Annotated in this window: 31 protein-coding genes; 14 read left to right on the top strand and 17 right to left on the bottom strand. The window is 70.2% G+C overall.

The genetic code is table 11. The features are described from left to right. Window positions 1-4: 4 nt before the first annotated feature. Both ACWGPE_RS10420 and ACWGPE_RS10415 read left to right on the top strand, forming a co-directional pair. Entirely contained in the window at window positions 5-2,011 is a 2,007-nt protein-coding gene (locus ACWGPE_RS10420; RefSeq protein ID WP_452048655.1) for an AAA family ATPase, read from the top strand. A gap of 184 nt (window positions 2,012-2,195) precedes the next feature. Then, window positions 2,196-2,591 (top strand): hypothetical protein, encoded by a 396-nt coding sequence (locus ACWGPE_RS10415; protein ID WP_452048654.1) that lies wholly within the window; start codon window positions 2,196-2,198, stop codon window positions 2,589-2,591. A gap of 21 nt (window positions 2,592-2,612) precedes the next feature. Here ACWGPE_RS10415 and ACWGPE_RS10410 read toward each other — a convergent pair whose 3' ends face one another. Beyond that, window positions 2,613-3,005, bottom strand: coding sequence for a hypothetical protein (locus ACWGPE_RS10410; protein WP_452048653.1), 393 nt, complete (start codon window positions 3,003-3,005; stop codon window positions 2,613-2,615). 517 nt (window positions 3,006-3,522) lie between these two features. Between ACWGPE_RS10410 and ACWGPE_RS10405 the strand changes: the two genes are divergently transcribed. The 4 genes from ACWGPE_RS10405 (at window position 3,523) to ACWGPE_RS10390 (ending at window position 6,840) form a co-directional block, all read left to right on the top strand. Continuing rightward, window positions 3,523-3,915, top strand: coding sequence for a hypothetical protein (locus ACWGPE_RS10405; RefSeq protein ID WP_452048652.1), 393 nt, complete (start codon window positions 3,523-3,525; stop codon window positions 3,913-3,915). Between the two features lie 245 nt (window positions 3,916-4,160). Continuing rightward, window positions 4,161-5,597 (top strand): DUF222 domain-containing protein, encoded by a 1,437-nt coding sequence (locus ACWGPE_RS10400; protein WP_452048651.1) that lies wholly within the window; start codon window positions 4,161-4,163, stop codon window positions 5,595-5,597. A 204-nt stretch (window positions 5,598-5,801) separates the two neighbouring features. After that, window positions 5,802-6,392, top strand: coding sequence for a hypothetical protein (locus tag ACWGPE_RS10395; protein ID WP_452048650.1), 591 nt, complete (start codon window positions 5,802-5,804; stop codon window positions 6,390-6,392). A 100-nt stretch (window positions 6,393-6,492) separates the two neighbouring features. Next, window positions 6,493-6,840: a hypothetical protein gene (locus tag ACWGPE_RS10390; protein ID WP_376931018.1), complete on the top strand. Its 348-nt coding sequence runs from the start codon at window positions 6,493-6,495 to the stop codon at window positions 6,838-6,840. Window positions 6,841-6,900: 60 nt separating this feature from the next. Here the strand turns inward: ACWGPE_RS10390 and ACWGPE_RS10385 are convergent, their stop codons facing one another. Together ACWGPE_RS10385 and ACWGPE_RS10380 are read right to left on the bottom strand one after the other, a co-directional pair. Continuing rightward, complete coding sequence (locus ACWGPE_RS10385) at window positions 6,901-7,479, bottom strand: VanZ family protein (RefSeq protein WP_452048649.1); 579 nt, start codon at window positions 7,477-7,479, stop codon at window positions 6,901-6,903. Then, entirely contained in the window at window positions 7,476-8,450 is a 975-nt protein-coding gene (locus ACWGPE_RS10380; protein WP_452048648.1) for a LysR family transcriptional regulator, read from the bottom strand. The genes ACWGPE_RS10385 and ACWGPE_RS10380 overlap by 4 nt, the downstream gene beginning before the upstream one ends. Window positions 8,451-8,523: 73 nt before the next feature. Between ACWGPE_RS10380 and ACWGPE_RS10375 the strand changes: the two genes are divergently transcribed. Beyond that, window positions 8,524-9,471, top strand: a complete 948-nt coding sequence (locus ACWGPE_RS10375) for an EamA family transporter (protein ID WP_452048647.1) — start codon at window positions 8,524-8,526, stop codon at window positions 9,469-9,471. Here ACWGPE_RS10375 and ACWGPE_RS10370 read toward each other — a convergent pair. The 4 genes from ACWGPE_RS10370 to ACWGPE_RS10355 form a co-directional block, all read right to left on the bottom strand. Continuing rightward, the gene (locus tag ACWGPE_RS10370; protein WP_275506364.1) at window positions 9,468-9,638 is read right to left on the bottom strand and encodes a hypothetical protein; all 171 of its coding nucleotides are present in this window, start codon (window positions 9,636-9,638) and stop codon (window positions 9,468-9,470) included. The genes ACWGPE_RS10375 and ACWGPE_RS10370 overlap by 4 nt on opposite strands. A gap of 136 nt (window positions 9,639-9,774) precedes the next feature. Continuing rightward, the gene (locus tag ACWGPE_RS10365; protein ID WP_452048646.1) at window positions 9,775-10,389 is read right to left on the bottom strand and encodes a response regulator transcription factor; all 615 of its coding nucleotides are present in this window, start codon (window positions 10,387-10,389) and stop codon (window positions 9,775-9,777) included. After that, a complete protein-coding gene (locus ACWGPE_RS10360; RefSeq protein ID WP_452048645.1) occupies window positions 10,386-11,552 on the bottom strand; it encodes a sensor histidine kinase in 1,167 nt (388 codons plus the stop codon). Before ACWGPE_RS10360 ends, ACWGPE_RS10365 begins: the two co-directional genes overlap by 4 nt. A 56-nt stretch (window positions 11,553-11,608) precedes the next feature. Continuing rightward, window positions 11,609-12,082 carry a DUF6069 family protein gene (locus ACWGPE_RS10355; protein ID WP_275506361.1) on the bottom strand — a complete coding sequence of 158 codons (474 nt, stop codon included), beginning with the start codon at window positions 12,080-12,082 and terminating at the stop codon, window positions 11,609-11,611. A 296-nt stretch (window positions 12,083-12,378) separates the two neighbouring features. Here ACWGPE_RS10355 and ACWGPE_RS10350 point away from each other — a divergent pair, with 296 nt between their 5' ends. From ACWGPE_RS10350 to ACWGPE_RS10335, 4 genes are all read left to right on the top strand, one after another. After that, window positions 12,379-13,026, top strand: a complete 648-nt coding sequence (locus tag ACWGPE_RS10350) for a hypothetical protein (protein WP_452048644.1) — start codon at window positions 12,379-12,381, stop codon at window positions 13,024-13,026. Continuing rightward, window positions 13,023-13,796 carry a PspA/IM30 family protein gene (locus ACWGPE_RS10345; RefSeq protein WP_231431925.1) on the top strand — a complete coding sequence of 258 codons (774 nt, stop codon included), beginning with the start codon at window positions 13,023-13,025 and terminating at the stop codon, window positions 13,794-13,796. The genes ACWGPE_RS10350 and ACWGPE_RS10345 overlap by 4 nt, the downstream gene beginning before the upstream one ends. Before the next feature lie 60 nt (window positions 13,797-13,856). Next, the gene (locus tag ACWGPE_RS10340; RefSeq protein ID WP_452048643.1) at window positions 13,857-14,324 is read left to right on the top strand and encodes a hypothetical protein; all 468 of its coding nucleotides are present in this window, start codon (window positions 13,857-13,859) and stop codon (window positions 14,322-14,324) included. A gap of 71 nt (window positions 14,325-14,395) precedes the next feature. Beyond that, the gene (locus ACWGPE_RS10335) at window positions 14,396-15,754 is read left to right on the top strand and encodes a low temperature requirement protein A (protein WP_275506358.1); all 1,359 of its coding nucleotides are present in this window, start codon (window positions 14,396-14,398) and stop codon (window positions 15,752-15,754) included. A gap of 25 nt (window positions 15,755-15,779) precedes the next feature. Here ACWGPE_RS10335 and ACWGPE_RS10330 read toward each other — a convergent pair whose 3' ends face one another. The 8 genes from ACWGPE_RS10330 to ACWGPE_RS10295 form a co-directional block, all read right to left on the bottom strand. Next, complete coding sequence (locus tag ACWGPE_RS10330) at window positions 15,780-16,130, bottom strand: metallopeptidase family protein (RefSeq protein WP_231431928.1); 351 nt, start codon at window positions 16,128-16,130, stop codon at window positions 15,780-15,782. 26 nt (window positions 16,131-16,156) lie between these two features. After that, entirely contained in the window at window positions 16,157-17,767 is a 1,611-nt protein-coding gene (qcrB, locus tag ACWGPE_RS10325) for a cytochrome bc1 complex cytochrome b subunit (protein WP_452048642.1), read from the bottom strand. An 82-nt stretch (window positions 17,768-17,849) separates the two neighbouring features. Beyond that, on the bottom strand, window positions 17,850-18,644 hold the full coding sequence (locus tag ACWGPE_RS10320; RefSeq protein WP_275506357.1) for an SDR family NAD(P)-dependent oxidoreductase: 795 nt from the start codon (window positions 18,642-18,644) through the stop codon (window positions 17,850-17,852). A 128-nt stretch (window positions 18,645-18,772) separates the two neighbouring features. After that, complete coding sequence (locus ACWGPE_RS10315) at window positions 18,773-19,675, bottom strand: TerC family protein (protein WP_231431930.1); 903 nt, start codon at window positions 19,673-19,675, stop codon at window positions 18,773-18,775. 18 nt (window positions 19,676-19,693) lie between these two features. Continuing rightward, the gene (locus ACWGPE_RS10310) at window positions 19,694-20,173 is read right to left on the bottom strand and encodes a nitroreductase/quinone reductase family protein (RefSeq protein WP_231431931.1); all 480 of its coding nucleotides are present in this window, start codon (window positions 20,171-20,173) and stop codon (window positions 19,694-19,696) included. Between the two features lie 112 nt (window positions 20,174-20,285). Then, window positions 20,286-21,161: an RNA polymerase sigma-70 factor gene (locus tag ACWGPE_RS10305; protein ID WP_452048641.1), complete on the bottom strand. Its 876-nt coding sequence runs from the start codon at window positions 21,159-21,161 to the stop codon at window positions 20,286-20,288. Continuing rightward, a complete protein-coding gene (locus ACWGPE_RS10300; protein WP_275506356.1) occupies window positions 21,158-21,772 on the bottom strand; it encodes a carboxymuconolactone decarboxylase family protein in 615 nt (204 codons plus the stop codon). Before ACWGPE_RS10300 ends, ACWGPE_RS10305 begins: the two co-directional genes overlap by 4 nt. Window positions 21,773-21,938: 166 nt before the next feature. Then, window positions 21,939-22,388, bottom strand: coding sequence for a nitroreductase family deazaflavin-dependent oxidoreductase (locus ACWGPE_RS10295; protein WP_231431934.1), 450 nt, complete (start codon window positions 22,386-22,388; stop codon window positions 21,939-21,941). A gap of 81 nt (window positions 22,389-22,469) precedes the next feature. Between ACWGPE_RS10295 and ACWGPE_RS10290 the strand changes: the two genes are divergently transcribed. Together ACWGPE_RS10290 and ACWGPE_RS10285 are read left to right on the top strand one after the other, a co-directional pair. After that, the gene (locus ACWGPE_RS10290) at window positions 22,470-23,333 is read left to right on the top strand and encodes a sigma-70 family RNA polymerase sigma factor (RefSeq protein ID WP_452048640.1); all 864 of its coding nucleotides are present in this window, start codon (window positions 22,470-22,472) and stop codon (window positions 23,331-23,333) included. An 85-nt stretch (window positions 23,334-23,418) separates the two neighbouring features. After that, window positions 23,419-23,721: a hypothetical protein gene (locus ACWGPE_RS10285; protein ID WP_231431936.1), complete on the top strand. Its 303-nt coding sequence runs from the start codon at window positions 23,419-23,421 to the stop codon at window positions 23,719-23,721. Window positions 23,722-23,753: 32 nt separating this feature from the next. On the opposite strand, the gene ACWGPE_RS10280 is transcribed toward ACWGPE_RS10285, so the two are convergent. After that, the gene (locus tag ACWGPE_RS10280) at window positions 23,754-24,494 is read right to left on the bottom strand and encodes an alpha/beta fold hydrolase (protein ID WP_452048668.1); all 741 of its coding nucleotides are present in this window, start codon (window positions 24,492-24,494) and stop codon (window positions 23,754-23,756) included. A gap of 73 nt (window positions 24,495-24,567) precedes the next feature. Here ACWGPE_RS10280 and ACWGPE_RS10275 point away from each other — a divergent pair, with 73 nt between their 5' ends. Next, the gene (locus ACWGPE_RS10275; protein ID WP_452048639.1) at window positions 24,568-25,266 is read left to right on the top strand and encodes a helix-turn-helix transcriptional regulator; all 699 of its coding nucleotides are present in this window, start codon (window positions 24,568-24,570) and stop codon (window positions 25,264-25,266) included. Window positions 25,267-25,288: 22 nt separating this feature from the next. Here the strand turns inward: ACWGPE_RS10275 and ACWGPE_RS10270 are convergent, their stop codons facing one another. Next, window positions 25,289-26,527 (bottom strand): ROK family transcriptional regulator, encoded by a 1,239-nt coding sequence (locus ACWGPE_RS10270; RefSeq protein WP_275506352.1) that lies wholly within the window; start codon window positions 26,525-26,527, stop codon window positions 25,289-25,291. Window positions 26,528-26,560 lie beyond the last annotated feature (33 nt).

The following is a 26,560-nucleotide window of genomic DNA, read 5'->3' as shown; positions in this document are numbered from 1 at the left end:
TCCCATGCGACTGACCCGTATCGAGTTCAAGGGCTATAAGCGCCTTCAATCGGCACAATGCAACGTCGACGGGCGCACAATCGCCTTCATCGGTCCAAACGAGGCCGGGAAGTCGTCAGTGCTGCAGGGCCTATCGTGGCTTTCGACGCCCAATGGTGTGCTCCCCGCCGCCTACCTCAATCGAGGATCAGCTCCTGGCGAGAAGGATGCCGTCGTCCGCGCCGTCTTTCGAGTTGAGACTTCAGACATCGCCGCAATCGAGAAGCTCGACATCGACGCGGCGGAGAAAATCTCCCTCAACTTGGTACCCGAGTTCCGTGTATCGAAGACCGCCAATGGCACACTCCGTACAGGCCTCGCGAACACTCTGACGCGACGGTCGGCCCCATTCGATCGAGCGCTCGCCACCACGCGTAGCACGCTGTCGTTCTTCCAACGTCGCCCCGAGAGTGTCGACGATCAAGCCATGCTTAACAGCGTCGTCGCGATGCTCGACCGAATCGAGACCGAACTCCAGTCGACCTCCCCTTGGACGGACGAGCGGGTCGATCAACTCGAAGTCGCTTTCGTGACCATACGCGATTGGCACAACTCCTCCGGCACTTCGGTGTTGAACATGAAGCAGGCAAGTCAGAAACTGGCGAGCACCATCCATGCGGTCGGGATCGCGTTGGTAGCAGCGCGAAAGCCAGATCCGAGCGCCGCGATTCGGCAGCTCTTACTGAGGAATATGCCGCAGTTCATTCTCTTCGGCGACGAAGATCGAATCCTTGAGCCCGAATACAACCTCGCGGATCCGACGTTGCTTAGCCAGCCTCCAGCGCCACTTGTAAACGCGCTCCGAGTTGCTGGCTCCACCCCGCACGCTGTTTGGGACGTTGTTCAATCAGGAGATGTTTCTTCTCTTCGAACCCTCGAACGGAAACTCAATGAGCACCTCCGTTCGCGTGTTGAGCCCGCATGGACTCAATCCCGGCTGACTCTCGAAACCGTGATCAATCGCAATGGGATGCTCGAATTCAATATCAATGAACTTGATAGCCCGGACCTAATCGTCACACCGATCGCGGAGCGCAGCGACGGCCTGCGCGCCTTCCTGGCTCTAGTGTGCTTTCTACTTGCGGCTGACCTTGAGACCCCTCCCATCTTGATGATCGACGAAGCCGAACGAAACCTTCATTACGACGCACAAGCGGACCTCGTGCGGGTTCTGACGAACGACTTGCAAGTCTCGAAGGTGCTTTATACAACTCACTCTCCGGGCTGTCTTCCGCTCGACCTCGGTACGAACATCCGTGTGGTGCAGCCCGACAGGGCGGACCGGACGAGGAGCACCCTTGAGAACAACTTCTGGACAGACGCAGAACCGGGATTCTCCAGACTGCTTTTCGCGATGGGCGCGGAGGTCGCAGCGTTCTCCGCGTTCAGACGAGCAGTGCTTGCTGAAGGTGTGAGCGAGATGGTTCTCCTGCCGACTCTCCTTCGCAACGCAACCGGTGGGCGCGAACTCGACTTCCAAGTTGCCTTCGGCCTGTCCAACATGTCGGCACCGACAGCACTCGGGTCGGTTGCTCTTATCACCACATTCCTCGTAGACGGCGATGCGAGCGGTGATGTCAAGCGAAGGCAACTACTCAGCGAGGGCGTCCCAAAGACACACATCCTCCAACTCCCAAGGTCCAAAGCGATCGAGGATCTTGTCGACCGCAACGCCTACCTCGACGCCGTCGATGAGTGGCTAAGCGAGATGGGCAAGGCACGGATAGTCAGGAGCAGTCTCAGTGCATCGAGCTCCATTGCTCGCGCGGTTGATGACTACTGCAAGGACCATCTTGCAATGCCTCGCGGAGCGAGCCACAAGATCATCTGCATCAAGCTGGCTGCTAGGGGCGCCTCGTTGCCTCTCAGCGCTTCCGGCCGACGGACGTTGCAGGCGCTGCGAAAGAAGATTGAGGACGCGCTTGCTGCTCCTTATACGCTCGCGCGATCAGAAGGTACTCCGGACCGATAGCGGCAGGTACGAACGACGAATTAGCTCAACATCTAATGCATCTCTATGACCGATCGCGCGACAAGCCCACGACTGACCACCCACCGACGACATCGAGGTCGCGCCACCCAAACGGGTAGGCCTGCCGTTGACTCCCCCCGCCGACCGGCGTAGACCTGAGGCAGCCCGAGAAGGAGGTGCCGTCATGGCGAAGGATCTCTTGGTCACCCTCGAGGATCAGCCCGGCGAGGGGGCTCGACTCGGCGAGGCGCTCGGCAACGCGGGCGTCAACATCGAGGGCCTCTGCGCGCTCATGGAGCGCGGTCGGGGCGCCGTCCACATCCTCGTCGAAGACGTCGCGGGCGCCAGGGCGGCGCTCGAGTGCGCCGGCATCACGGTCGATGCCGAGACCGACGTCATCGTCAGTCCGGCGCTGCCCGAGCCCGAACTCGACACGCCGGGCGTGTTCGGTGGGATGGCTCGCGCCCTCGCCGAGGCCGGCATCAACATCTCGCTCGTCTACGTGGCATCCCGAAACCGGGTCGTGCTCGCGACGAGCGACAACCAGAAGGCCACGCAGCTGCTGCAGTCGATGATGTAGCGACGACTAGCCGTCTCGAGATCAGTCGCGAACGCCGCGGCGATCGGGATCGTACGCCCTGATCTCGAACTCGCTGGGCGGGGGCAGCTGCGTCATGCTGTCGCCCTCGTACCAGAAGCACTCGATACCGGCGAGCACCTCCTGGCCGGTGTGGGCGTGACGTGTGAAGAGAATGACCTCCCCGGTCCCGTCGCGGTGGATCGCCTCGGTGATGATCCGCATCCCGGGTCGGGCAGCGGGAAGCACGAAGTCGACCGAGGCGCACCCACAGGCACAGCCACCACTGACCTCAACGGCTGCCGCCTGCCGACGGAGTTCGACTGCGCCGGGGAACTCGGGCTCGACGAGCGCGTCGAGGAAGGCACGCTCACGACTGCTCAGCGGGCGCGGAATCGGATTCGCCACATCACCCATCTTGCAGCCCCATGAGGCCCTTCGGGCTGACTGCGCTCAAGCTGCCGCACTACGCATTGATCCCGCCTCCTGAGTCGGCGACGCCACCGAAGCCACCGGCGAACTGACCTTCCATTCGATCCGCATCGGCCCGCGCTCACCGCGTTCGGTCGCGAGCGGAGGCACCGGCTCCCGAGTTGCTTCCTGCGCGACGCCGGTGGTCGACTCGGCGAGACGCTCGGCCACGAGCGTCCACATCGAGAGCCGAGGCCCCCTCGCCCCCGGCCCATGCCGGCACATCGTGACAGGTCACGCGGGCTCGTCGCCCTGATTCGTACTCCCCGCACGTGAAGCCGACGTCTCCGCTTCGACTGACCCGGACCCTTCGCTTGAAGCGACGGTGGCGATGCTCGCTGCCGTCATCGTCGACGATTGAATGGAGAAGCGCCCTGTGTTCGTGATCGAACCGGATCCCGAGCGGCCTCGGAAGCGCCGTGTCGTCGATCGAGAACGAGATGCCGCGCTCGTACCCCTCGGCATGCGCGCGTACGAAGCGATCCGGCTGATGAAGCTCGTGTGGGGCGAGCGGGTGATCCCGTTCGAATACGAGCTCGAGCCCGTCGCCGCCGAAGCCGGCAAGCGCTTCGTCGGTCGCGTCTCTGGCTTCGGCACGAGCCCGATCGCCGCTGAGCAGGCCGGCACCTCCCGATACCGCTTCGCCAATGATGAGGAACGACGCGCTGCCGAGCGACTCGTGGCCGAGGCGCTGCTCGTCTACGGGGACTTCTACGACGGCCTGGACCACCCCGACGGAGTCTTCACCGTCGAGGTGCCGACGGAGGCGTACGGAACCTTCGCCTACACCCTTTCTTCCTTCGGTTACGTGACCAACGCGACTTCGCCCGGCACCACGGCTGGGAGCACCCGATGAGCGGCGAAGAATGCGATCATCGCCGACTCGCCTCCGAAGCGGGCGGATGCCGCTCCTGACCAGCCTCGGAGTCCGAGTGACGCTCGCACCCGGCAATCGGCGTGCAACGCCGAATGATGGATGCCACGGCGCGCGACTTCTCCTCCACAGGGCCACGTGTACGTCGATTATCCACAGGCAGAATCCCAGATCATCACTGATTTCAAGCGATTTCGAATGTCAGTGGGTGGGTACAGGATTGAACCATGGAAGAGACCTCGCCACCCGGGCACACCGCACCCGCGGCGCAGGCCGCGCTGCACGCGCTGGCCGCCCTCGAGCGCGAGGTGGCGAGTCTCCGTGAGGCGTGGACCGGCGCGATGCCGGCGTGGGGCGCGAGCTTCGGCTCGACGCAGTTCGACCTCGAGCAGATGAGCGACCCGGGTCTCATCCGGGTCACCGACGCCCTCGCGAAGACGCGGCGCGACATCGACGCCGTGCTCGCCCGGGTCGCCGCCGAGGTCGCGCGCCGCTCCGGGCCCGAGTTCGGCGAGACCGGGCTCGCGAAGGCGCAGGGGTTCCACAATCCGACCCGGCTCATCGCGGCATCCACCGGGGCATCGCGCACCGACGCGCAGCGGCTGATCGCGGTGGGCACCGCCACCGCCGAGCGGCACACCTTCAGCGGCGAGCGGGCGCCCTCGAGGCATCCGCACGTGGCGGCTGCGCTCGCGACGGCGGCGATCGGTCTCGACGCGGCATCCGCGATCACCTCGATGCTCGACCGGGCGTGGGCGAGGGCCGACGCCTCTCGAATCAATGTCGTCGAAGCGGCGCTCGTCGAGCTGGCGGCGCAGGTTCCGCTCGAGACCCTCCTGCGCGGAGTCCGCGAGGCCGAGGCGAGGCTCGACCCCGACGGCGTCGAACCCCGCGACGACGAACTCCGCACCGAGCGCTCGTTGACGATGCGCGAAGACCGCCACGGCATGGTGCACCTGCAGGCCCGGCTCGACCCAGAGAGCGCCGCGCCGGTCAAGGCCGCGATCGAGGCGCTCGTGAGCGATGCGCTGCGCCGACGTCGGCCGGTCGACGGCGACCACGCGCCCGTCGTCGACGACGACCGCTCGATCCCGCAGATCCAGGCCGACGCACTCGCCGCGCTCGCGCGCCACACACTCGGCTGCACCCAGACCCTCACGCCCCTCGCGAAGACCACGGTCGTCGTGCGCGTCGACCTCGACACGCTCGTGAGCGGCCTCGGGCACGCCAACATCGACGGGCTCGACCAGCCCGTCCCGGCGTCGACCGTGCGCCGCATGGCCGCCGACGCCGAGGTCATCCCCGCTGTGCTCGGCGGCGAGAGCCTCCCGCTCGACCTCGGTAGGGCGGCCCGGCTCTTCACCAAGGCGCAGCGCCTCGCCCTCGGCGAGCGCGACGGCGGCTGCGCCTCGTGCGGCCAGAACATCTCCTACGTCGAGGCCCATCACATCCGCTGGTGGGAGCGAGATGCCGGCCCGACCGACCTCTCGAACGGGGTGATGCTCTGCAGCTTCTGCCACCACCGCGTGCACCGCGACGGGTGGAGGATCGACGCGGGCCCGAGCGAGGTGTGGTTCATTCCGCCACCGCACATCGACCCCGATCAACTGCCGCGGCTCGGCGGCCGGGCGCGATTCGAGCTGCGCGACGGTCGGGCGGCCTGACCGCGCGCGCGGTGCTGTTCGTGGCGCCCGCCTCGCGCGACGCATGGGTTGCCGCCCGCCCAGCGCCACCGGGCAGGGCCTGACCGCACGCTGCGCGGCTCGTGCGCCCAGTCTGAACGACGCGTCGGCGGACCCCGGCCCGGCACCACCCGGGCGGACGCCAACGCTCGCCCACCGCACAGGAGTCCCTCCTAGGCTGAGAGCGTGCCCCGACTCCACGCAGAACCCGACCGCTCCAAGTGGGTGCCCGTCACCGACTCCCTCGGATTCCGCGGCCGTCGCGCCCGCAAGCAGGCGATCGGCATGCTGCTGGCGCAGGCGAAGGGACCGAGCGTCGAGCCCGTGAAGCGCGGTGGCGGATTCAGCGCGTGGGCGATGAGCCAGGCCGTGCCCTTCCTGATGCGCAAGGCGGCGGGGCGGGTGCTCGTCTGGGTCTGGAAGGCCGAGCCCGACCTGCTGGTGGTGATGGCCCAGGTGCAGGCGGCGACCCCCGAGATCCGCATCGCGCGAGCCTCGATGCCGATCGAGTACGACGACACCGAGGAGTTCCGCGGCACCTACCTCGGAGTGGGCGAGAAGCTCGCCATGCCGCTTCCGCCGGGCGGTCGCCCGCCGTTCGCCACGTACACGTGGGATCTCGGCACGCACCTCGTGACCGTCACAGCCGTGTGCAGCGACCGCGAACGGTTCGGAACCGTCATCGGTGCGGTCGACGACCTCGCCCGCGGCATCCGCATCGTCGACGACCTCACCGTCGGCGAATCGGCGCCGGTGCTGCGCATCGATCCCGCCTAGACCGCTCACGCTCGCGGATTGGCCGGCCTCCCGGTTCGAGCCCGACTGAACAACTGTTCGGTGGTGCCCAACGAAAGGTTCGGACGCTTATGGTTCATCAATGAACGTCGTTGAAAACGGGCCCACTCGGGCTAGCCCGGTTTCCGTTTCCGTCGTTTCGGTCACCTTCGGCTCGTTGTCCCTTGTCGTGCTGTTCCTCGCCGCCCTGATCGCATCGTTGTATCTGGACGTGCACACGGACGTCGACATGACCTGGATCTGGATGATGATCGTTGTCGTAGCCCTACTGGTCTACGTTGTCGCCTTGCTACTTGCGATTACCGGTGTGGTGTTTGGGATCATTGCTGCGGTGCGTGATTCCCGATATCCGCTGGTTTGGGTGGGACTCGGGCTTGCGCTAGGAGGAGTCGCCGCGTGCGTCGCGAGCTTGAGCCTCATCACTCCATGATCGCTGTCGGCCGAGCGCGCGGAGCACGGCCGCGCCGTGGGCTGAGCCGCCCCGCACCGGTTACGGCGTCGGGTTCGAGCGCTCCACGACGACGTCGCGTTGCGGGCCGTACTCGAGCGGCGATGCCACGAACGCGATCACCGCGACGAGCGAAAGGGCCGAGACAGCGACGCAGACGCGTGACATGACGACGGAGGTGCGTTCGCCTGCGACGCGGCGCACGGCGACGAAGATGCTCCAGCCGATGAGTGCGCCGGCGGTGTTGACGATGAGGTCGGTGGTGTCGAAGCTGCCCGTCGAGATGACGTGCTGCACCGTCTCGAGCACGAGGCTCGTGGCAAGCGCGGCGAGGCCGGTCTTCCACCACTTCCAGGCCGGCGCGAGGGCTCCGGCGAACAGCCCGAAGGGCACGAAGAGCGCGAGGTTGATCAGGAGCTCAGCCGGTTTGCTCGCCCCGTCGTCTCCGGCCGGTACGAACGGCACCAGCTTGATCGGCCGGGCCAGGCCTGCAGCTTCGCCGATCCACGGCACGTCGAGCTTCCACAGCACCACCCATGCGAGGAGCGCGAGGTACACCGCGAACGCGACGATGAGGATGCCGCGGCTGCGGTTCGTTCGCGGCTGGTTCGAAGAGGTCACAGGGCATTCTCTCGCTGCGAGCCTCGGGAACCGCCGAGCCCGGCGGCCGCAACCTCGCGCACCGCATCCAGCACCACCTGCAGCGCCGGCGAGTCCGCCTGGCTCCGCCGATGCACCGCCGACACCCCGCGCGTCGACGCCGGGCGAACCGTCGGAATCGCCACGAGATCCGGGTGCAGAGCCGGTCGTCCCATCCGCGGCACGAGCGCGACCCCGAGCCCGGCCCGCACGAGCTCGAGATGGTTCTCGAACTCCATCGACTCGTGCACGACCCGCGGCGCGTTCGAGACGCCGTCGAAGAGGCGCCGCAGCCACTGCCGGCAGATGGTCGAGTCGAACGTCGCGATCCATTCCTCGTCGGCGAGGTCGGCCGGCGTCAGTTCAGTGACCCCGGCGAGCGCAAGCCTGTGGTCGCGCCGCAGGATCACGTCCGCGACATCCATGAAGAGGGGCGTCTCGACGAGGTGATCGGGCATCGCGAGAGCGACCCCGCCCCACCGGTGCACGATGCCGAGGTCGCGCTGGCCCGACGCGACGAGCGCGATCGTCTCCCACGGCTCGCTCTCGCGCATCGGCACCCGCAGGTCGGGGTGCTCCGCGCGCAGGCGCGGCAGCACATCGACGAGGATGCCTCGCACGGCGGTGGAGAACGCACCGATGCGCACCTCGCCCGTGACTCGGCGGGGCGCACCGTCGGCAGCACTCACCCCGCCGGCCAGGTGCAGGTCGGCCTCGAGGCGCTCGAGGTCGGCGAGCACGGTCGCCGACGACGTGACGAGGTGGCGCCCGGCGTCGGTGAGCACGACACCGCGGCCGGCCCGCTCGAGCAGGGCCACGCGCGTGCCGCGCTCGAGGCGCTTGATCTGCTGCGACACGGCCGACGGCGTGAAGCCGAGCGCGTCGGCCGCCGCGGCGACGCTTCCGTTGGTGGCCACGGCGCGCAGCGCGACCACGGCTTCGAGATCGATCATGTACGGATGCTACCGAATCGAGCGCAGAAATGATCGCTGGTGTTTCCGGATGCCTCGGCGCGAAGCTGGTTCCATGACGAGACGCGACATGCTGCTGGCCGCCCTGGTGGCGACGATGTGGGGCTTCAACTTCGTCGTGATCGACTGGGGCATGGCCGGCATCCCGCCGCTGTTCTTCGTCGCCGTGCGCTTCGCGGTCGTGGCCCTCGCCGTGGTCGTCGTGCCCCGCCCGCTCGCGAGCTGGAAGACCGTCGTCGGCGTCGGCCTCTTCATGAGCCTCGGCCAGTTCGCCCTGCTCTACACGTCGATCGCGCTCGGGCTGCAGCCCGGCATCGCGGCGCTGCTGCTGCAGGCGCAGGTCGTGCTGACGATCGTGGTGGCGGCGCTCGCCCTGCGCGAGCGCCCGAGCCGCATGCAGACGATCGGCGTGCTCGTCGGCACCGTCGGGCTCGGCGTCGTGGCGCTCGGTCGCGGCGGCGATGCGCCGGCGATCGCGGTCGTGCTGTGCCTGCTCGCCGCGCTGTCGTGGGCGATCGGCAACGTCATCTCGCGCAAGGCCGGCCCGGTCGCGCCCGCGAAGCGCTTCGGCGCGCTGTCGCTGACGGTGTGGTCGTCGCTCGTCGTGCCGCTGCCGGCACTCGGCCTGTCGGCGCTCATCGAGGGGCCCGATGCGATCGCGGCGGGCATCGCGGCGTTCGGCTGGCGGCCCATCGTGTCGACGCTCTACACGGCCGGGCTCTGCACCCTCGTCGGCTACGCGATCTTCAACGCGCTGCTCGCGCGCAACCGCTCGGCGTCGGTGGTGCCGTGGGTGCTGCTCGCGCCCGTCGTGGCGATGGCGTCGGCGGCGCTGCTGCTGGGGCAGATCCCGAACGTGTGGGAGACCGTCGGCGGGCTCGTGCTCGTCGCCGGGGTGTTCATCGCGAATGCGCCGGTGCGGTGGCGCGCAGAGCGGGCGCTTGCCGAGCCCGAACCGGTCGCAGCATCCTCGTCGTCAGCCGTCAGAGGGCACGCGCACTAGGTTCTCGCGAGCCGAAGCCCCTTCTCGGTGAAGTAGCTCACTTCGCCATCGGCATCCTCGATCCCGAAGACGAACTTTCCCGAGGCGGTCGCGCGCACATCGACGACTTGGCCGCGTCCGCGCGGCGTGACCACCTCGGCTCCCGGTGTGAAGATCGTTTCGCTCATGCGCCCGATCATGCTGGCACGCCGCGGGGGCCGGCTCCCCCGTGCGGCGTATCATCTCGCTCGACGATGACGTAGATCGCCGCTCGCGCGGTGGTCTCGATACGCGCTCCGCGCTACTCGACCGACCAAGTGCTCCTCACAACCACCCGCGGTCGCGGGCGATCGTGAGCGCCTCGATGCGGTTGCGGGCGTCGAGCTTGCCGATCGCGTTCGAGAGGTAGTTGCGCACGGTGCTCGTCGACAGGAAGAACCGTTCGGCGATGTCGTGGATCGTCGCCCCATCGGCCGAGGCCCGCAGCACGTCGGCCTCGCGCGCGGTCAGCGGGTTGTCGCGCACGCCGAGCGCCTCGGCGGCCAGCTTCGAGTCCACGACCCGCTCCCCCGCTCGCACCCGCCGGATCGCCGCGGCGAGCTGCTCGACGGGGTCGTCCTTCACGAGGAATCCGTTCGCCCCCGCAGCGAGCGCCCGCGCGAGGTAGCCGGGCCGGCCGAACGTCGTCACCACGACGACGAGGCAGCCGGGCACCGCCGACCGCAGCGGCCCGATCACGTCGAGGCCGCTCGCGCCCGGCAGCTCGATGTCGAGCAGCACGACGTCGGGATGCAGGCGCTCGGCGGCGGCCACCACCTCGTCGCCGCGCTCGACCGCGCCGACGACCGTGAGGTCGGGCTCGAGCTCGAGCAGGGTCGCGAGCGCCGAGCGCATCATGCGCTGGTCCTCGGCGATGAGGATGGTCGTCGCCCCGCTCACCGTCCCGCCTCCCCGGGAAGGGGCACCACAGCAGTGACACGGAACCACGGCGAGACCTCGACCGCGAACTCGCCACCGGCGGCCTCGACGCGCTCGCGGAGTCCGCGCAGCCCGTTGCCGGGCACGAAGGTCGATCCTGCCGCGTCCGTCGACGACACCGCGCGAACAGCCCGCCCGGGCCCGTCGTCCGAGACCTCGACGACCGCGCGGCCGTCGACCACCGAGACCGCGATCACGCACTCGCGCGCCACCGAGTGGCGCAGCACGTTCGTCGCACCCTCGCGCACGACCCACCCGAGCACGGCATCGACCGCGACCGGCAGCGGCCGGTCGGGCAGGGTCACGGATGTCGCGACCCCGGCCTGCTCGAGCGTGCGACGCGCGTTCGCCACCTCGTCGCCGAGGCTCGCCGACCGCGAACCGGCCACCACCGAACGCACTTCGCCGAGCGCCTCTCGCGCGATCTGCTCGACGTCCGAGATGTGCTCGGCCGCGGCATCCGGATCCGGGGTCATCAGGCGGCGCGCCGCCTCGGCCTTCACCGCGATCACCGACAGCGAGTGCCCCAGCAGGTCGTGCAGGTCGCGCGAGAACCGCAGCCGCTCCTCGCCGACGGCCGCGACGGCGAGCCGCTCGCGGGTGCGATCGAGCTCGTGGGCCAGCGCCACGTAGTACTGCACGAGGTAGTTGCCCGCACCGCCCGCGAACGCGGCGAACCCGACGAGCACGGCCGCCTCGAGCGACCACGACTCGAACCCCACGGCGAGCGCACCCGTCGCCGCGATCGAACCGACCACGCCCATCGCCCACCGCCGGCGGACGGCGAGCGAGGCGGCCACCGCGAGCAGGGGGAACAGCAGCGCCTGACCGCCCTGCTGGAGGAAGAAGTAGCCGGCGCAGAGCAGCAGCAGGGCGACGAAGGCGAGCTCCGTCGCGGCACTCGGCCGACGACCCGCCCCGAACGGGCGGGAGACCGCCAATCCGAACGCGACGCCGATGAGCACGACGTACGCGACGCGCGCCGCATCGCCGGCGACGATCGCCGAGACGAACGGGGCGACCAGCAGCAGCGGCGCCGCGATCAGCGCGAGCCACGCGGCCGGGCGGTAGGCGAGCCACGCCGCGGTCCGCGGGGTCGGCTGCGGTTCATCGATCGTCGTCATCACGTCACGCATCCCGGTTCGGCTCCGAATGGGGCTCGGTCCGTCAGCCAATCTACTCAGAGCTCCGTCGCGGTCGGGCGGCGCCGGGCGGCGATCGGCAGTCCGACCATGAGCGTCGCACCCGTGACGAGGTGCATCGCGATGAGCGCGACGATCACCGCCCCAGACCCGCCCGCCCCGATCGGGCCGAGCAGCGAGAGGGCGAGCATCGTCCACCCGACGATGCCGAAGATGCGGGCGCTGAGCCGGGTGAATCGCTCGAGCAGCGCGAGGAACCCCCACGCGGCGAGACCCGCGAAGAGGCCCGCGACGACGATCGACACCGGGGTGATCGTCTGCGCGGTCGTCCCCGAACCGGCGACGAGGTCGAGTCCGGCGAGCGGTACCGCGAAGACCCAGACGATGAGCGGCAGGACGATCGCGACGGCGACGGTCGCCGCCCGTGCGAGCCGGCGGCGGGATGGCGGGGCGTCGACACCGATGCGGTCGGCGACGGCGTTCGGCTGGACTGCTGGTGCGGTCGTGTTCATGCCTTCGACGCTACGAATCGGCGTCGGGCCTCGGCAGAGACGAATGTCACGACTGTGCGTGCGCTGCGGGCGGCTCGCTCGCTCAACCGCCCGAACGCGACGGGCGCCCACGCTCCGAATTCGCAGGGAGCGCTAGGGCTTCGGCCGAGTCGAGCGTAAATTGCGTTATATCGCGTTTGCGATGCGGTGAGGATGCCGCCTCGCAACTGGACGAAGGCGGGGGCCATGAACCTGAATCTCGAACGGCGCGGCACCGCGCCCGACCGCCACGACCATGCCGACGGGGGGTGGTGATCGTGGAGGTCCTCCTCGGCATCTTCATCGCGTTCCTGATCTTCGTGGCGGTCGCGATCACGACGGTCGCGCTCGTCGTGCGAGCCGTCTACCGGCGCATCCGCCGCAACAGGGCGGTCGCCGCCACAGCGCTGCGCACCCGTGCCGGCTTCAGCCACGGTCCGCGCCGCAAGGTGCTCGCCCTGCGCGTGCGACTCGGCGACACCCTCGACAGCGGACAGGCCGCGATCGACCTCGCCGCGCAGAGCGGCGGCGGGCACGGCGAACTGCCGCGGCTCTTCCGCCGCATCAAGACCGAGGGCGAGGCGCTCGGCCTGCAGCTGCGACTGCTCGAGAGCGAGACCGACCAGGCCGTGCTCGCCGCCGAGCTTCCGCTCGCCGCCGATCGTGTCGACCAGGTCGCGGGGCTCGTGCGCCGGCTGCGCTCGGCCGTCGCATCCGGTCTCTCCGGCTCCACCGACGACACGCTGAGCGCCCTGCACGCCGACATGGAACGCGAGGTCGCCGCCCTCGCCGTCGGCGTCGACGAGCTGCAGCGGCTCAACCGTCGCGAAGAACGCGCCGCCGCGACCCGGCCGCCGGGTCACCCCCAGAGCACGCCCGCACGCCGACCACGTCAGACGTTCGACCTGAAGGAGACCCGACCATGAGCGACAACACCTCGCGCGTCCGCACCATCTTCCGCAGCAAGACCAAGAAGGCCCTCGACAAGATCGAGGACCCGCGTGAGACCCTCGACGACAGCTACGAGCAGCAGGTGAAGCTGCTGCAGCAGGTGCGCCAGGCGGTCGCCGACGTGGCGACGGCGAAGAAGCGCATCGACCTGCAGGGGCAGGAGATGGGCGCCCGCTTCCAGCGGCTCGGCGAGCAGGCCCGCGAGGCCATGGCACAGGGGCGCGAAGACCTCGCCCGGGCGGCCCTCGAGCGCCGTGCGCTGCTCGAGTCGCAGGTCTCGAAGCTGCAGGACCAGTACTCCGCGCTGCAGCAGCAGACCGCGCAGTTGCAGCAACGCGAGCGCCAGCTCTCCGAGCAGGTCGCCGCGTTCCGCGTCGAGAAGGAGACCATCAAGGCCACCTACACCGCCTCCGAGGCGCAGGTGAAGGCGAACGAGGCGGTCGCCGGCATCGGCGCGAGCATCAACGACGTCGGCGCCAGCCTCGACCGGGCGAAGGATCGGGTCGCGCAGATGCAGGCGCGCGCCGCCGCCACCGACGAGTTGCTCGCCAGCGGGGCGCTCAAAGACCTCACCGCCGCCCCCGACGCCGACATCGAGCGGCAGCTCGCGACGCTCTCGGCGAAGGCCGAGGTCGACCGTCAACTGCAGGCGATGAAGGATGGCTCGGGCGCGACCTCCTCGCAGCAGCATCGCGAAGGCCCCGACGGGTGGCTGGGCATCGGGCAGGGGTCGAGCACCAATTGAGGTAGCGAGGCGGCGCCTGCCGCTGCCATGATGCCGGTAGCCCGAACCGAGGGAGACCGGATGTCCGAGACGCTCGACCGAACACCCGCCGGCGTCGCTTCGCCCCTGCCGGGCGCGACGATCATCGGCCGCATCCGGGGAATGCTCCTCTCGGCCCTGGGCGCCGCGCTCGGGTACTCGATCCTCGGAACGGCGAGCAAGGGCGGCTGCTTCGACGCGGTGAGCGAAGAGGCCGCCGCCGACTCGGCGTGCGTGAACCTCACCCTGCATCCGAGCCCCATCGTGTTCATCGCGATCGCGGTGGCGGTCATCGTCGCGATGACCCTCGTGCTGCGGCCTGGCCGCTCCGAGGCATCCGCCCTGCGCATCATCGACCGCGCGGTGGTCATCATCATCGCCGGCACGCTCGCCTGGGCGGCGCTGACGATGGTCTCGTTCTTCGCGATTCCGCTCGAGCCGCCGGGCCCGGGCGAGCCCTTCACGATCCCGTTCACGTTCGGCAACGTCGACATCGACATCACGCCCTAGCCGGCGCGATTCGACCGACGGAGCAAGCCGAGGGTCTCGACGCGCGGCGCGCACCGGCGCATCATTTCCCCATGACGACGCCGTCCCTCACTGCGCAGCTCAGGCTCGACCTCAGGCATCGCCTGCGCCCCATGCGGGGCCGCAACCCCGACGAACCGCATCGTGCCGTCACCCCGCTCGAGCTGCTCTACGACCTCACGTACGTCATCGCGTTCGCCGCCGCGGCCGACGAGCTCGCGCACGCGCTCTTCGTCGGCGAGGTCGGACCGGGCATCGGCGCGTACCTGTTCGCGGTCTTCGGGGTGTCGTGGGCGTGGCTCAACTTCACCTGGTTCTCGTCGGCCTACGACAACGACGACGCGCTCGTGCGGGCCGCCGTCGTCGCGCAGATGGTCGGGGTCGTGATCTTCATCTTCGGCCTGCCCGTCAGCTTCGAGGATGCCGCGCACGGAGCCAGCCCGAACAACATGCTGCTCGTCGCCGGCTACATCGTCATGCGCGTCCCGCTGATCGCGCTCTGGCTGCGCGCCGCGCGCGAGGACCCGGCGCATCGGCGAACCTCCCTCGCGTACGCGGCCGTGATCGCGGTCGCGCAGGTCGGCTGGCTGCTCACGACGATCCCCGGCATCCCGACGGGCGCCACCATCGCCGCGATCGTCGTGCTCGCGACCGCCGAGCTCATCGCGCCGGTCGTGCTCGAGCGCCGCTTCGGTCGGGCGCCGTGGAACGCCGGTCACATCGCCGAGCGATTCGGACTGCTCACCCTCATCACGATCGGCGAGGTCATCGCCGGAACGGTCGCAGCCGTCGGCGCTCTCGTCGCTGAGCAGGGATGGTCGATCGCGGCGGTCGCGATCGTCGCCGCAGGGCTCGTGATCGCCGCCGGGCTCTGGTGGGCGTACTACCTCGTCCCGTCGCGCACGATCCTCGAGCGCTGGCCCGAACGCACCTGGGGCTGGCGGTACGTGCACCTGCCCCTCTTCGGCGCGATCGCGGCGGTCGGCGCGGGACTCCACGTCGCCGCGGTCGGCGTCGAGCACCAGGAGCTCAGCCTGCTGCAGATCACCCTCGCGCTCGCGGTGCCGGTCGCGTGCGTGGTCGTGCTCGTCTTCCTCATCTGGAGCGTGCTGATGCACTCCATGGACTTCACGCACGTGCCGCTCTTCATCGCGAACCTCGTGCCGCTCGTGGCCGCGGTCGTCATCGCCACGGTCGTCGACGCCGGGGCGCCGATCGACCTCGAACCCGGTGGCGACCTCACCGCCCTCGTCACGGTCATCGGGCTCGTGTCGCTCTCGTGCGTGATCGAGGTCGTCGGGCACGAGCTCGTCGGGTACTCGCACACGCTGCAGGCCGCGAAGCGGCACCTGCTCGAGCCCGAGATCGCCGCCCGGCACGCCGAGGCCGACGCGGCCGAGGCATCCACCTGAACCTCGCCCGCCCCGGCGAAGGGGGCTACGCCCAGCCGAGCTCCCCGAGGCGCGCGTCATCCAAGCCGAAGTAGTGGCCGATCTCGTGCACGAGCGTGATGCGCACCCGGGTGCGCAGTGCGTCGAGGTCGGGGCTGTAGGCCTGCATGTTGTTCTTGAAGAGCGTGATGCGGTCGGGCAGCTCGCCGTAGCCGTAGACCCCGCGCGTCTTCAGCGGGCGCCCGCTGTACAGCCCGAAGAGCCGCGGCCGCTCCCCCGGCGGCTGGTTCGCGATGAGCACCGCGACGTTCTCGAGTCCGCGCACCATCTCGTCGGGCAGCGCGTCGTAGACCTCTGAGACCATCTGCTCGAAGTCGTCGTCCGAGATCTCGACCATGTACCGATTCTGAACCCCGAACGGGCTCACCCGACCGGAATGCGCAGATCCGAGGCATCCCGTTCGCTGTCGACGGAATCGTGCGGCGGGTCGGCCGGTTCGAGGCGGCTGTCGAAGAAGACCCGCGCGAGGCGCGCACGGAGCCGCTCGAGCGGGCGTCCGCGCGGTGCGGTCGTGGCCGCCGCGATGGCGGCCGTGGCGGGCCGGTCGACGTCGAGCAGGCGCCGGCGCTCGTCGCGGTCGAGCTCCTCGTGCACCTCCACGTACTCGCCGCCCGGCAGGCGCACGATGCGCCCCGTCTCGAACCCGTGCAGCAGCATGTCGCGGTCGCGTCGCTGCAGGCCGAGGCACACTCGCCGCGTGAGCGCGAACGCGACGGCCGGGCCCGCCAGCAGCAGGAGCTGGAACACGAGCACCACGCCCTCGATGCTGACGCTGAACGCGGCCGCGATGACGTCGGCGCTGGCCGCGCCCCAGAGCACGCCGTAGAACACGACGCCCGCCACCCCGACGCCCGTGCGCGTCGGGGTGTTGCGGGGGCGGTCGAGCAGGTGGTGCTCGCGGTGATCGCCGAGGATCCACTCCTCGATGAACGGGTACGCGGCGACGAGCAGGAGGTAGGCGGTGACGACCGCGAGCGGGGCGAGCACGGCGAGCGTCCAGGTGCGGTCGAACGCGACGAGCTCCCAGCCCGGCGGCACCAGGCGCAGCGCCCCGTCGAGGAACCCGGTGTACCAGTCGGGCTGGCTTCCGGCGCCGGCGTCGGCCGGTGAAGCGGGCCCGTACAGCCAGATGGGGTTGATCGTGACCGTCGCCGAGATCGGCATCAGCACCCCCATGACGATGAGGAGCAGGCCGCCCGCCCGAGCCGCGGCGGTCGGCAGCAGCGGCACGCCGGTGCGGCCCGGCCCCGCGAACCGCGGAGGGCGGTGCCGGAGGAGCAGCGCGGCGCGCACCGCGATGAGCACCGCCATGAGCGGCACCACGGCGAGGTGCAGCGGGTACAGGTGCGCGATGATCTCGCCGGGGAAGGCTCCGCCGAACAGCAGGTCCTTCAGCGGGGTGCCGACGAACGGGATGCCGAGCACGATGCCCTCGACGATGCGCAGCCCCGTGCCCGACAGCATGTCGTCGGGCAGCGCGTACCCGCTCCAGCCGCCCGCGAGCGCCGCGACGAGCAGCAGGAACAGCAGCACCCACCCCGCGCGCCGCGGCCGCCGGAACGCGCCCGTGAAGAACGTCACGAGCAGCTGCGCGATGATCGCCGCCGGCAGCAGGAGGGCCGCCCAGTGGTGCGCCTGCCGCACGAGCAGGCCGACGGGCACCTCGAACGAGATGCGCATCGTCGACGCGTAGGCCTCCGAGACCTGCGCCCCGAGCAGCGTCGGGTAGGGCCCGTCGTAGGTGACCGTCGCGTTCGACGGCGTGTACCAGAACATGAGGATGACGCCCGTCACCGTGATGACCACGAGGCACGCCATCGCGACCACCCCGAACAGGTTCGTCCAGTGCACCGGCACGACACGACCCCGCAGCTCCGCGACGAACGCCGCACCACGCCGTCCCGCGGTCGTGCGGCCCAGCCGCTCTGCCGCCCGCTCGGTGAATCCCGTTCGACGCTCCTGCGTTGCCGACACGTCGGTCTCCTCTCAGGCCCTCTGCACATACGACGCCGCAGCGGCCCGATTTGTGACAGGTGCCCTCGAGGAGCGTGCCGGTTCAGTCGACGAGCGCCCCCGCCGACAGGTTCGCGATCGCGCCGGTCATCGAGCCGGCGCGATCGGAGGCGGCGAACGCGAGGTACTCCGCGACGTCGTCGAGCACCGGCAGCCGGCCCAGCACCGTCATGCCCGCCAGCCCGGTGAGCCATTCATCGATGGGGATGCCTCCGGCCGCCGCGGTGCGGCCGAACATGTCGCCCGTGTACGAGGTCTCGAGCGCATCCGACATGGCGTGCGGGCGCACGCAGACGACGCGGACCCCGTCGGGCCCGAGCTCGCCCGCGAGCGCGCGCGAGAACCCCTCGAGCCCGGCCGACTGGGCCGCGTTGCCGAGCAGCCCGCGACCGGTGAGCCGGGCGCCCGGCGTCGAGATCGTGAGGATGACGCCGCCGCCCTGCGCGATCATGTGCCGCGACGCGGCCTTCGCGGTCACGAAGTTCGTCTGCAGGTAGCCGACCACGGGGTGCAGGTAGTCGTCGAGCGAGGTCTCGGCGATCGGCAGGCCCTGCACGTGGTCGAAGCCGACCGCGTTGAGGGCGATGTCGATGCGACCCGCGATCTCGGCCACCTCGTCGACGTGCCGGTCGACCTCGGCCTGGCTCATCGCGTCGACGACGGCGATCGAGACGGCCGCGCCAGCTGCACGGGCGGCGGATGCCGCGGCCTCGAGCCGTGGCAGCGACCGGCCCGCGAGGAAGAGGCGTGCGCCCTCGCGGGCGAACACCCGCGCTGCCGCTCCCCCGATCGAACCGCCACCGCCGTGGATCACGGCCACCTTGTTCTCGAGCAGCATGTCACGACCTCCGAATCTCGTTCTGAATAGTGCAACTTGATAGTTGCACTATTCAGAACAGAGTGCAACCTTTCGATTGCACTTCGGAAGCGAATGCCCGAGACGAGGAGTCGCTCGTCGCGGACCGATCAACCGAGCCCGGCGCGCTCCTCCGAGGCATCCTGCTCGCCCTCGACCGGGCGGCCCGACAGGCCGACCGATCCCTTGCCGGCCCCCGTCGAGAGCGCCGCGGCCACCGCCACCGACTCGTCGACGTCGGGGTACTGCGGCCGCAGCCGCACGGGCTCGCGGCGGCGCTGCTCGCGCTTCGCCTTGCGCGAAGCGGCGAGGAGGTTGAGCGCCTCGACGAGGATCGCGAACGCCATCGGCGCGTAGATGAGGGCCTTGTCGATGTGCACCCCGAAGCCCTCGGCGATCAGGAACACGCCGATCAGCAGCAGGAACGACAGGGCGAGCATCTTCACCGTCGGGTGGCGGTTCACGAACGTGAAGATGAAGCGCGCCGCGAACAGCATGATGCCGAACGAGAGCACGACGACCGTGACGATGACGAGCAGGTTCTCGGTCATGCCCACGGCCGTGATCACCGAGTCGAGCGAGAAGACGATGTCGAGCGCCAGGATCTGCGCGAGCACCGAACCGAACGTGATGCGCCTCGGCGCGGCACCGTGCTCCTCCTCCGCGCCCTCGAGCTTGTGGTGGATCTCGGTGACCGCCTTGTAGACGAGGAAGAGGCCACCGGCGATCAGGATGAAGTCCTTCACCGAGAAGCCCATGCCCCACAGCTCGACGACGTCTTCCTTCAGCGTGATGATCCAGCCGGCGAAGAAGACGAGGATGACGCGGATCACCATCGCGAGCGTCAGGCCGAGGTTGCGCGCCTTGGCCTGCTGCTCCTTCGGGAGCTTCGACGCGAGGATCGAGATGAAGATGACGTTGTCGACGCCGAGCACGATCTCGAGCACGAACAGCGTGACGAAGACGGCGATGAGGTCGGGGGTGAGGGCGAAGGAGAAGTCCACGCCGCCCATCGTAGGGAGCCGCGCGCGTTATGCGGCGCCATCCGTGCGGGGCGTGCGGCGTGGCGTCAGCCGGATCACGGGGATCTCCCGATCGGTGACGCGCTCGTACCTCGCGAAGCCGTGCGCCGTCGACGTGATCTGCGCCCACGCCGCCGCGCGCTCAGCACCGTGCAGCTGCTCGGCGGTGACGTCGATGCGCTTGCCCGCGAACTCGATGCGCACCCGGTCGGGATGCGCCGCGATGTTGTAGTACCACGACGGGTTCTTCGCGGCGCCGTTCGCCGACGCGACGATCAACCGTGCGCCGTCGCCCTCGGGAAACCAGCGCACGGGTGTCACGCGCTCCCGCCCGGTCTTGCGGCCGATCGTCACGAGCGCGAGCTTGTTGCCGCGCCGGTCGCCCTTGCGGCGGATGTGCTCGGCCATGCGCTGGTTGCCCCACCGCTCGAGCCGGGTGCCGGCCGGGCTGCGCGCGCCGCGGGTGCCGTTCGGGGTGTCGAAGGCCATGGGGATCGCCTCCCTCTGGTGGCGAGTGCTTCCCCTCAATCATCCCGCGGATCGGGCAGCGCAGGGGCCCCGAGACGCTCCTTCGTCGCTCCTCGACCACCGGGGTCGGCGGTCAGCGCGACAGCTCGGCCTCCTCGTCGAGGTGGCCGAGCTTGTAGGGGTTCGCGATCGAGAAGATGCGGGTGATGCGCCCGTCCTCGATCTGGAAGCTGATCGCCCCGGCGAGCGCGCCGTCGATCTCGCCGCGGATCGCCGGCTGGCCGTTCACCCAGGTCGGTCGCGCCTCGAACGGCAGGCCGAGCTTCGCGAGGCCGCCGATCAGGTACCGGGCGATCTTGTCGGCGCCCACGATCGGCCTGGGCGCGGCGCCGCGCACGAAGCCGCCGCCGTCGGCGACCGACACGACATCGGGTGCGAGCACGTCCATGAGGCCCTGCAGGTCGCCCGAGTTGATCGCCGCGACGAACCGGGCGACCACCGCCTCCTGCTCGGCGCGGTCGACCGCCACCCGCGGCCGCCGGGCCGCGACGTGCGTCTTCGCGCGGTGGGCGATCTGGCGCACCGCGGCCGGCGTCTTGCCGACCGCGTCGGCGATCTCGTCGTACGACACGTCGAACACCTCGCGCAGCACGAACACGGCGCGCTCGGTGGGTCCGAGCGTCTCGAGCACGGTCAGCATCGCGATCGACACGCTCTCGGCGAACTCCACGTCCTCCGCGACATCGGGGCTCGTGAGCAGCGGCTCGGGCAGCCACTCGCCCACGTACGACTCCCGGCGCCGCGACTTGGTGCGCAGGTGGTTCAGCGCCTGGCGCGTGACGATCCGCACGAGGTAGGCGCGCTCCTCGCGCACCTCGGATCGGTCGACGGCGTTCCACCGCAGCCACGACTCCTGCAGCACGTCTTCGGTGTCGGCCACCGAGCCGAGCATCTCGTACGCGATCGTGAAGAGCAGGGTGCGGTGGGTGACGAACGGGTCGTCGGTCATGATGCCGAGCCTACGACCTCGGCCGCGGCATCCGTCGTCGTCGCCCTCGTCGCGAGCGGCGGCAGGGCGCACGCATCGGCGTAGCCCTCCGAGTGGATGCCGAGGGCGAGGTTCATGCGCGAGCTCATGTTCATGAAGGCGACCTTCGCCGTGAGCTCGATGAGCGCGGCCGGGCCGAGCTCGTCGAGCAGCGCCGCCGACAGCTCGTCGGTGACGGCGGGCGGGGTCTGGCTCATCGCCTCCGCGTACTCCATGACGTTGCGTTCGAGGGGCGTGAAGACGGATGCCTCGCGCCAGGCCGGCACCTGCCGGGCCTTCGCCTCGTCGAGGCCCTCGTTGTGCGCCTTGTAGTAGTTGAAGTCGAGGCACCAGCTGCACCCGATGTAGGCCGCCGTCGCCATCACGGCGTAGCTCGCGAGGTTGTCGTCGAGCTCGTCGAGCGCCTCGATCTTGCGCCCGATGCCCATCGACGCGCGCATGAGCGCGGGATGGTGCGCGAGCACGCCCATCGAGTCGGGCACCTGGCCGAGCATGCGGCGGGCCGCGACCTTCACGACCGTGCCGAAGACACCCGTGAGCTCGGTCGGCGGAATGCGGGTCTGGGTGGTCATCGTGTCCTCCTGCGGTGGTCGACGGCCGGTGTTCGGTTCCCGGAACATTCCGTCGATGCAGGTAAGACACCGGCCCGCGCTCGCGTGTGACAGGTACGGCGAAAACTCCTCGTCGATCGTCGATCGTCGATCGTCGACCGGCGGCGGCCGGGCCACCGCCGCGTGCCTACTCGACCGGCGGAGCCGCCCGGTCGAGCACGATCGCCGCGGGGAAGCGGCCCAGCACCCGGCGGAAGGGCGCCTTCGCGAGGCGCTGCGCCACGGCGGCGTCGACGATGCGCGGGTGCACGAGTTCGACGTCGCGCGCCTTCCAGCGCAGTGATGCGCCGCCGGCGGCGACGACGTTGCGCGCCCAGTTCGTGTTGACGCCCCACGGCAGGCCGATCATCACGATCGCGGCGTCGATCGTCGGCACGATCGCGATCGGGGTCTCGTAGGCGGTGCCGCTCTTGCGGCCCCGGTGGCGGATCACCGCCCAGATCGGCATCCACCTCCGGCCGGCGAGCGCCCGGGCGACCGGCTCGGTCGCATGGACCAGGCGCATGGGCGGTCCGGCCGAGGCATCCTTGCCCGACCGTCGTGAGTCGGCCGGTCGTGCGGAGAGCATCTCGTTCATACCAGGGAGACGATCCAGGCCTCGCGAACGTGACATCGGCCCTTGCCGTCACACCGGGCCCGGGTGGATCGTCGTACTGACATGACCGAATTCGCAGAGCTGTGGACCGAGCACCGACGCGTGGTGCGCGACGTCGCCTACCGGGTGCTCGGCTCGGTCGCCGACGCCGAAGACGTCACGCAGGAGACGTACGTGCGCCTCCTCGCCCGCGGCGACGAACCGCTCGACGACCCGCGCGCCTGGCTCGTCACCGTCGCCTCACGGCTGTCGATCGACCGGCTGCGCGCGCACGAGCACTCGCGGCGCGCCTACGTCGGCCCGTGGCTGCCAGAGCCGATCGTGACCGACGAGCGCACCCTGCCCGAAGACCGCGTCACGCTCGACGACTCGGTGCGCATGGCGCTGCTCGTCGTGCTCGAGCAGCTGACGCCCGCCGAGCGGACCGCGTTCCTGCTGCACGACGTGTTCGACCTCGGCTTCGACCAGGTGTCGGAGGTGCTCGGGGTGAGCGTCGCGAGCGCGCGGCAGTCGGCGTCGCGGGCGCGCCGGCGCATCGCCGCGCACGGCGACGCCCGGTTCTCGGTCGACGCAGGCGTCGCCCGACGGCTCTCGGAGCGGTTCGCCCGCGCCGCCGCCGAGGGCGACCTCGACGGGCTCATCTCGGTGCTGGCGGGCGACGCGCAGGGGCACTTCGACTCGAACGGCTTCTATCCGGATGCCTCGACCGAGGTCGTCGTCGGCGCCGAGACGGTCGCGCGGCAACTGCTGCGCGGCGTCGGCGGGCGCGGCCTCGACTTCGAGACGGCCGAGGTGAACGCCGCGCCTGGCATCGTCGTGCGACGTCGCGGCCGAGTGGTCTCGGTGCTCGCACTCGAGTTCGCGGGCGACCGCATCGCGGCCATCCACGGCATCGGCAACCCGAAGAAGCTCGAGCACCTGCAGTGAGCGGCGGACCTCCTGCCGGCCCGTCCGCCTCCACCTAGACTCACCACGTGACCCACGCCTCCCCCGCACCCGCCGCCGCCACCCGATGAGCCCGGTTCCCCAGGCCGCCCGACGCATCGAGCTGACGCTGCACAAGCCGTGGTTCGCGCTCTACTGGGGTGTCAGGCCGACCGTCGTCATCGGCGGGCGCGGCCAGCCGAGCCAGTGGGGCGTCGGCACCTGGCAGGTGCCGGCCGACCGGGCGACGACGATCGGGGTCTACCTCTACAACCGGGTGTGGCGATTCGGGTCGGCGGAGTTCGGGCTCGGGCCGGGGCATCCGGAATCGCTCGTGTACGTCGCACCGGTGCTGCCCTTCACGCGAGGGCGGATTCGCGCGCGGGAGTAGCTCGGACGGGCAGGCGGGCAGTCCGGTGCGGACTACCGCGTCGGGGAGACTGCCGAGGCGATGACCTGCGCAAGGTCTGCTGGCCGACTCCACATGGGCCAGTGGCCGGTGGGGAGGTCGACGAGATCGACGTGCGTCAGCCGGGCCACCTCGGCGAACATCGGATGCCCTGCGGCGGCCAGCTCCCGGATCTGGTCACTCGAGATGGAGCAGCACACGAGCGTGGTGGGGATGTCGAGGCGCGCGTCGTCGGTGAGGGTGACGGCCTGGCGCAGGACGGGCCCCGGCTCGGGCACGGCGCGGCGACGAAAACGCTCGAGGTCGTCGGGACTCAGCCCGTCGAGGCTGGCTTGCGCTGCGAGCGCCTCGAACGGGGGCAGGGCGAGCTCTTCGAGGTCGGCGGGGGCGTCGGGGGCGAAGACGCTGCCCGGTGCGAGCGGGCCGCTGTCGACCCAGACCACGCGGCGGACCCATTCGGGGTGCCGGTCGAGCACCATGCTCACCGGCGCGTTGGCGCCGCTGTGCGCGACGATCACCGCCGACCGGTGGGCGGTCGCGGCCTCCTGCGCCAGCGCACGCTCGATCGCGTCGACCTGGTCGTCCAGGGTCCGTGACGACCGCTGCGCGTCCTCGGAATCGAGCCCGGGCAGGGTCATCGCGATGGCGCGGTGTCGGGCTGCACGCAGGTGTTCGACGACGTCGTCCCAGGCCCAGGCCCCCAGCCAGTGGCCGGGGATCAGGAAGATGGTCGGTTCCGTTTCATCACTCGTCATGCCTCCCACCCTCGCTGACGGCATGGACAGCTGGGTGTCACTGTTTCTGGCATGAATTTGGGATGATTCACTGGTGAAGAGAGCTGAACGCCTGCATGCGCTCTCGGAGATGTTGCGCCGTCAAGGGTCTCGCGGTGCGACCGCCGACCGACTGGCTGCCGAGTTCGGCGTCTCGGTCCGCACCATCAAGCGAGACCTGGCTTCCCTCGAACGCAGCGGCGCGGCCCTGTGGTCCCGTCCTGGCCCCGGCGGCGGCTACGGGCTGTCTGAGATCGCCTCGCTTCGACCGGTGAGCCTGAGCCCCGCGCAGGCGGTCGCGATCCTGGCTGCGGTGTCCGCCGCCCCGGATGCCCCCTACTCCGACCTCGCCTCGTCCGGAATGCAGAAGATCCTCGACGTGCTCGATCCCGCCGCCCGGGCCAGAGCCCGACGACTGGCGGATCGCGTCTGGGTCGACGCGCCGGCCCCGCCGCGGCGGGCGGTCAGGTCGGCGCTCGAGGAGGCGATGACCGAACAGCGGGTGGTCCGCATCCGCTACACCTCGGCCGACGGCACGAACACCTCGCGCGACGTCGAACCGGTGCTGTTCGCATCGACCGACGGCCAGTGGTACCTGGTCGGCTGGTGCCGACTGCGCGACGCGATGCGCTGGTTCGTGGTCGCTCGAGTCCAGCAGGCCCGTGTCACCGCGATCCCGTGCACCGGACACACCGTCGACGAGATCGGCGTTCCGCCGGCCACGGCACGACCGGTGCACAGACGTGACGACTGACCGACCCGACCGACGTCTTCGGTCAGTGCACCTCACCGATCACCGGGGCGAGGCCTGCAGCCGGGCGCTCCGTCAGCGGCAGGGCGTCACCGAGGATCGGCGCGAGCGCCGAGCGCGCCGGGCCGAGGTACCGGCCGAGCTCGGGCCGGCCGTAGCGGATCGGCACGGGCGCGGTGCCCTTGGCCGGGTACATCTCGAACTCGTCGCGCACCGTGCCGAGGAAGTGCGGGCCGAGGGCGGGGGCGGCGCCGGCGATGACGACCTCCTGCGGGTCGAGCAACGCCGACATGATGCGCAGGGCACGAGACAGGGCGCGCGCGCCGAAGGCCATGCGCTCGCGCGACTCGGCGGTCGAGGCGAGCAGGCTCGTGTCGTGCTCGTCGAACTCGTCGGTGTAGGCGTCGCCGAGCATCGCGCTCATCGAGGCGGCCGACTCGAGGCATCCCGACAGGCCGCACCGGCACGTCGCCCGCGCGCCCTCGAAGACGACCCGCACGTGACCGATCTCGCCGGCCCGGCCGGTCGCGCCGGCCATGAGGGTGCCGCCGTTCGTGACGGCGGCGCCGACGCCCTCGCCGAGGTGCACGACGAGGCGGATCGCGCCGTCGGCAGCGTCGGCGGCCTCGGTCAGCGCCTCGGCATCGACGTCGTTCACGACCGAGGTCGGTGCGCCGATCGCCTCCTCGAGGAGGCTCGCGAGCGGCACGCCGAACCAGCCCAGCTGCACGCTGTCGACGACGACCCCGTCGGCCGTGACGCCGGGCACCTGCACGCACGCGGCGAGCACGCGCGACTCGGCCCCCTCAGCGCGCAGGAGCGAGCGCACGGCGTCGACGACCGCCGAGACCTCGACCTCTCCCGCGAGCTCGACCCGGTTGCTCGCGACCGTGCGCCCTGCGAGGTCGACGAGTGCGACGTCGATCGCGCGGGTCCGCACGACCGCGACCACGATGAGGTGCGTCTCGGTGTCGATCTCGAGACGGGTCGCGCGCTTGCCGCCCGTGCTCTCGGCCGGGCCGGTCTCGGTGACGAGCCCGAACTCGATGAGCTCGGCCACGAGCGACGACGCCGTTGCGGAGGTGAGCCCGGTGCGGCGCGCGATGACGGCGCGGGTGACCGGGGCCGGCTCGCGAGCGATCAGTGCGAGCGCCCGCAGCAGGTTCTCGCGGCGGATCGCCGTCTGCGCGTCGAGTCCACCCGTACTCGCGAAGCGGCGCAGGAGGTCGGACTTGCGCTGCGGGCCGGCGTTGCTCACGGTCATGGTCTCCTCGATCGGGCGAAGTGTGTCGCGGGC

The organism is Agromyces sp. NPDC055658 (assembly GCF_053618155.1).
This window is presented reverse-complemented; position numbering and strand designations above follow the sequence as displayed.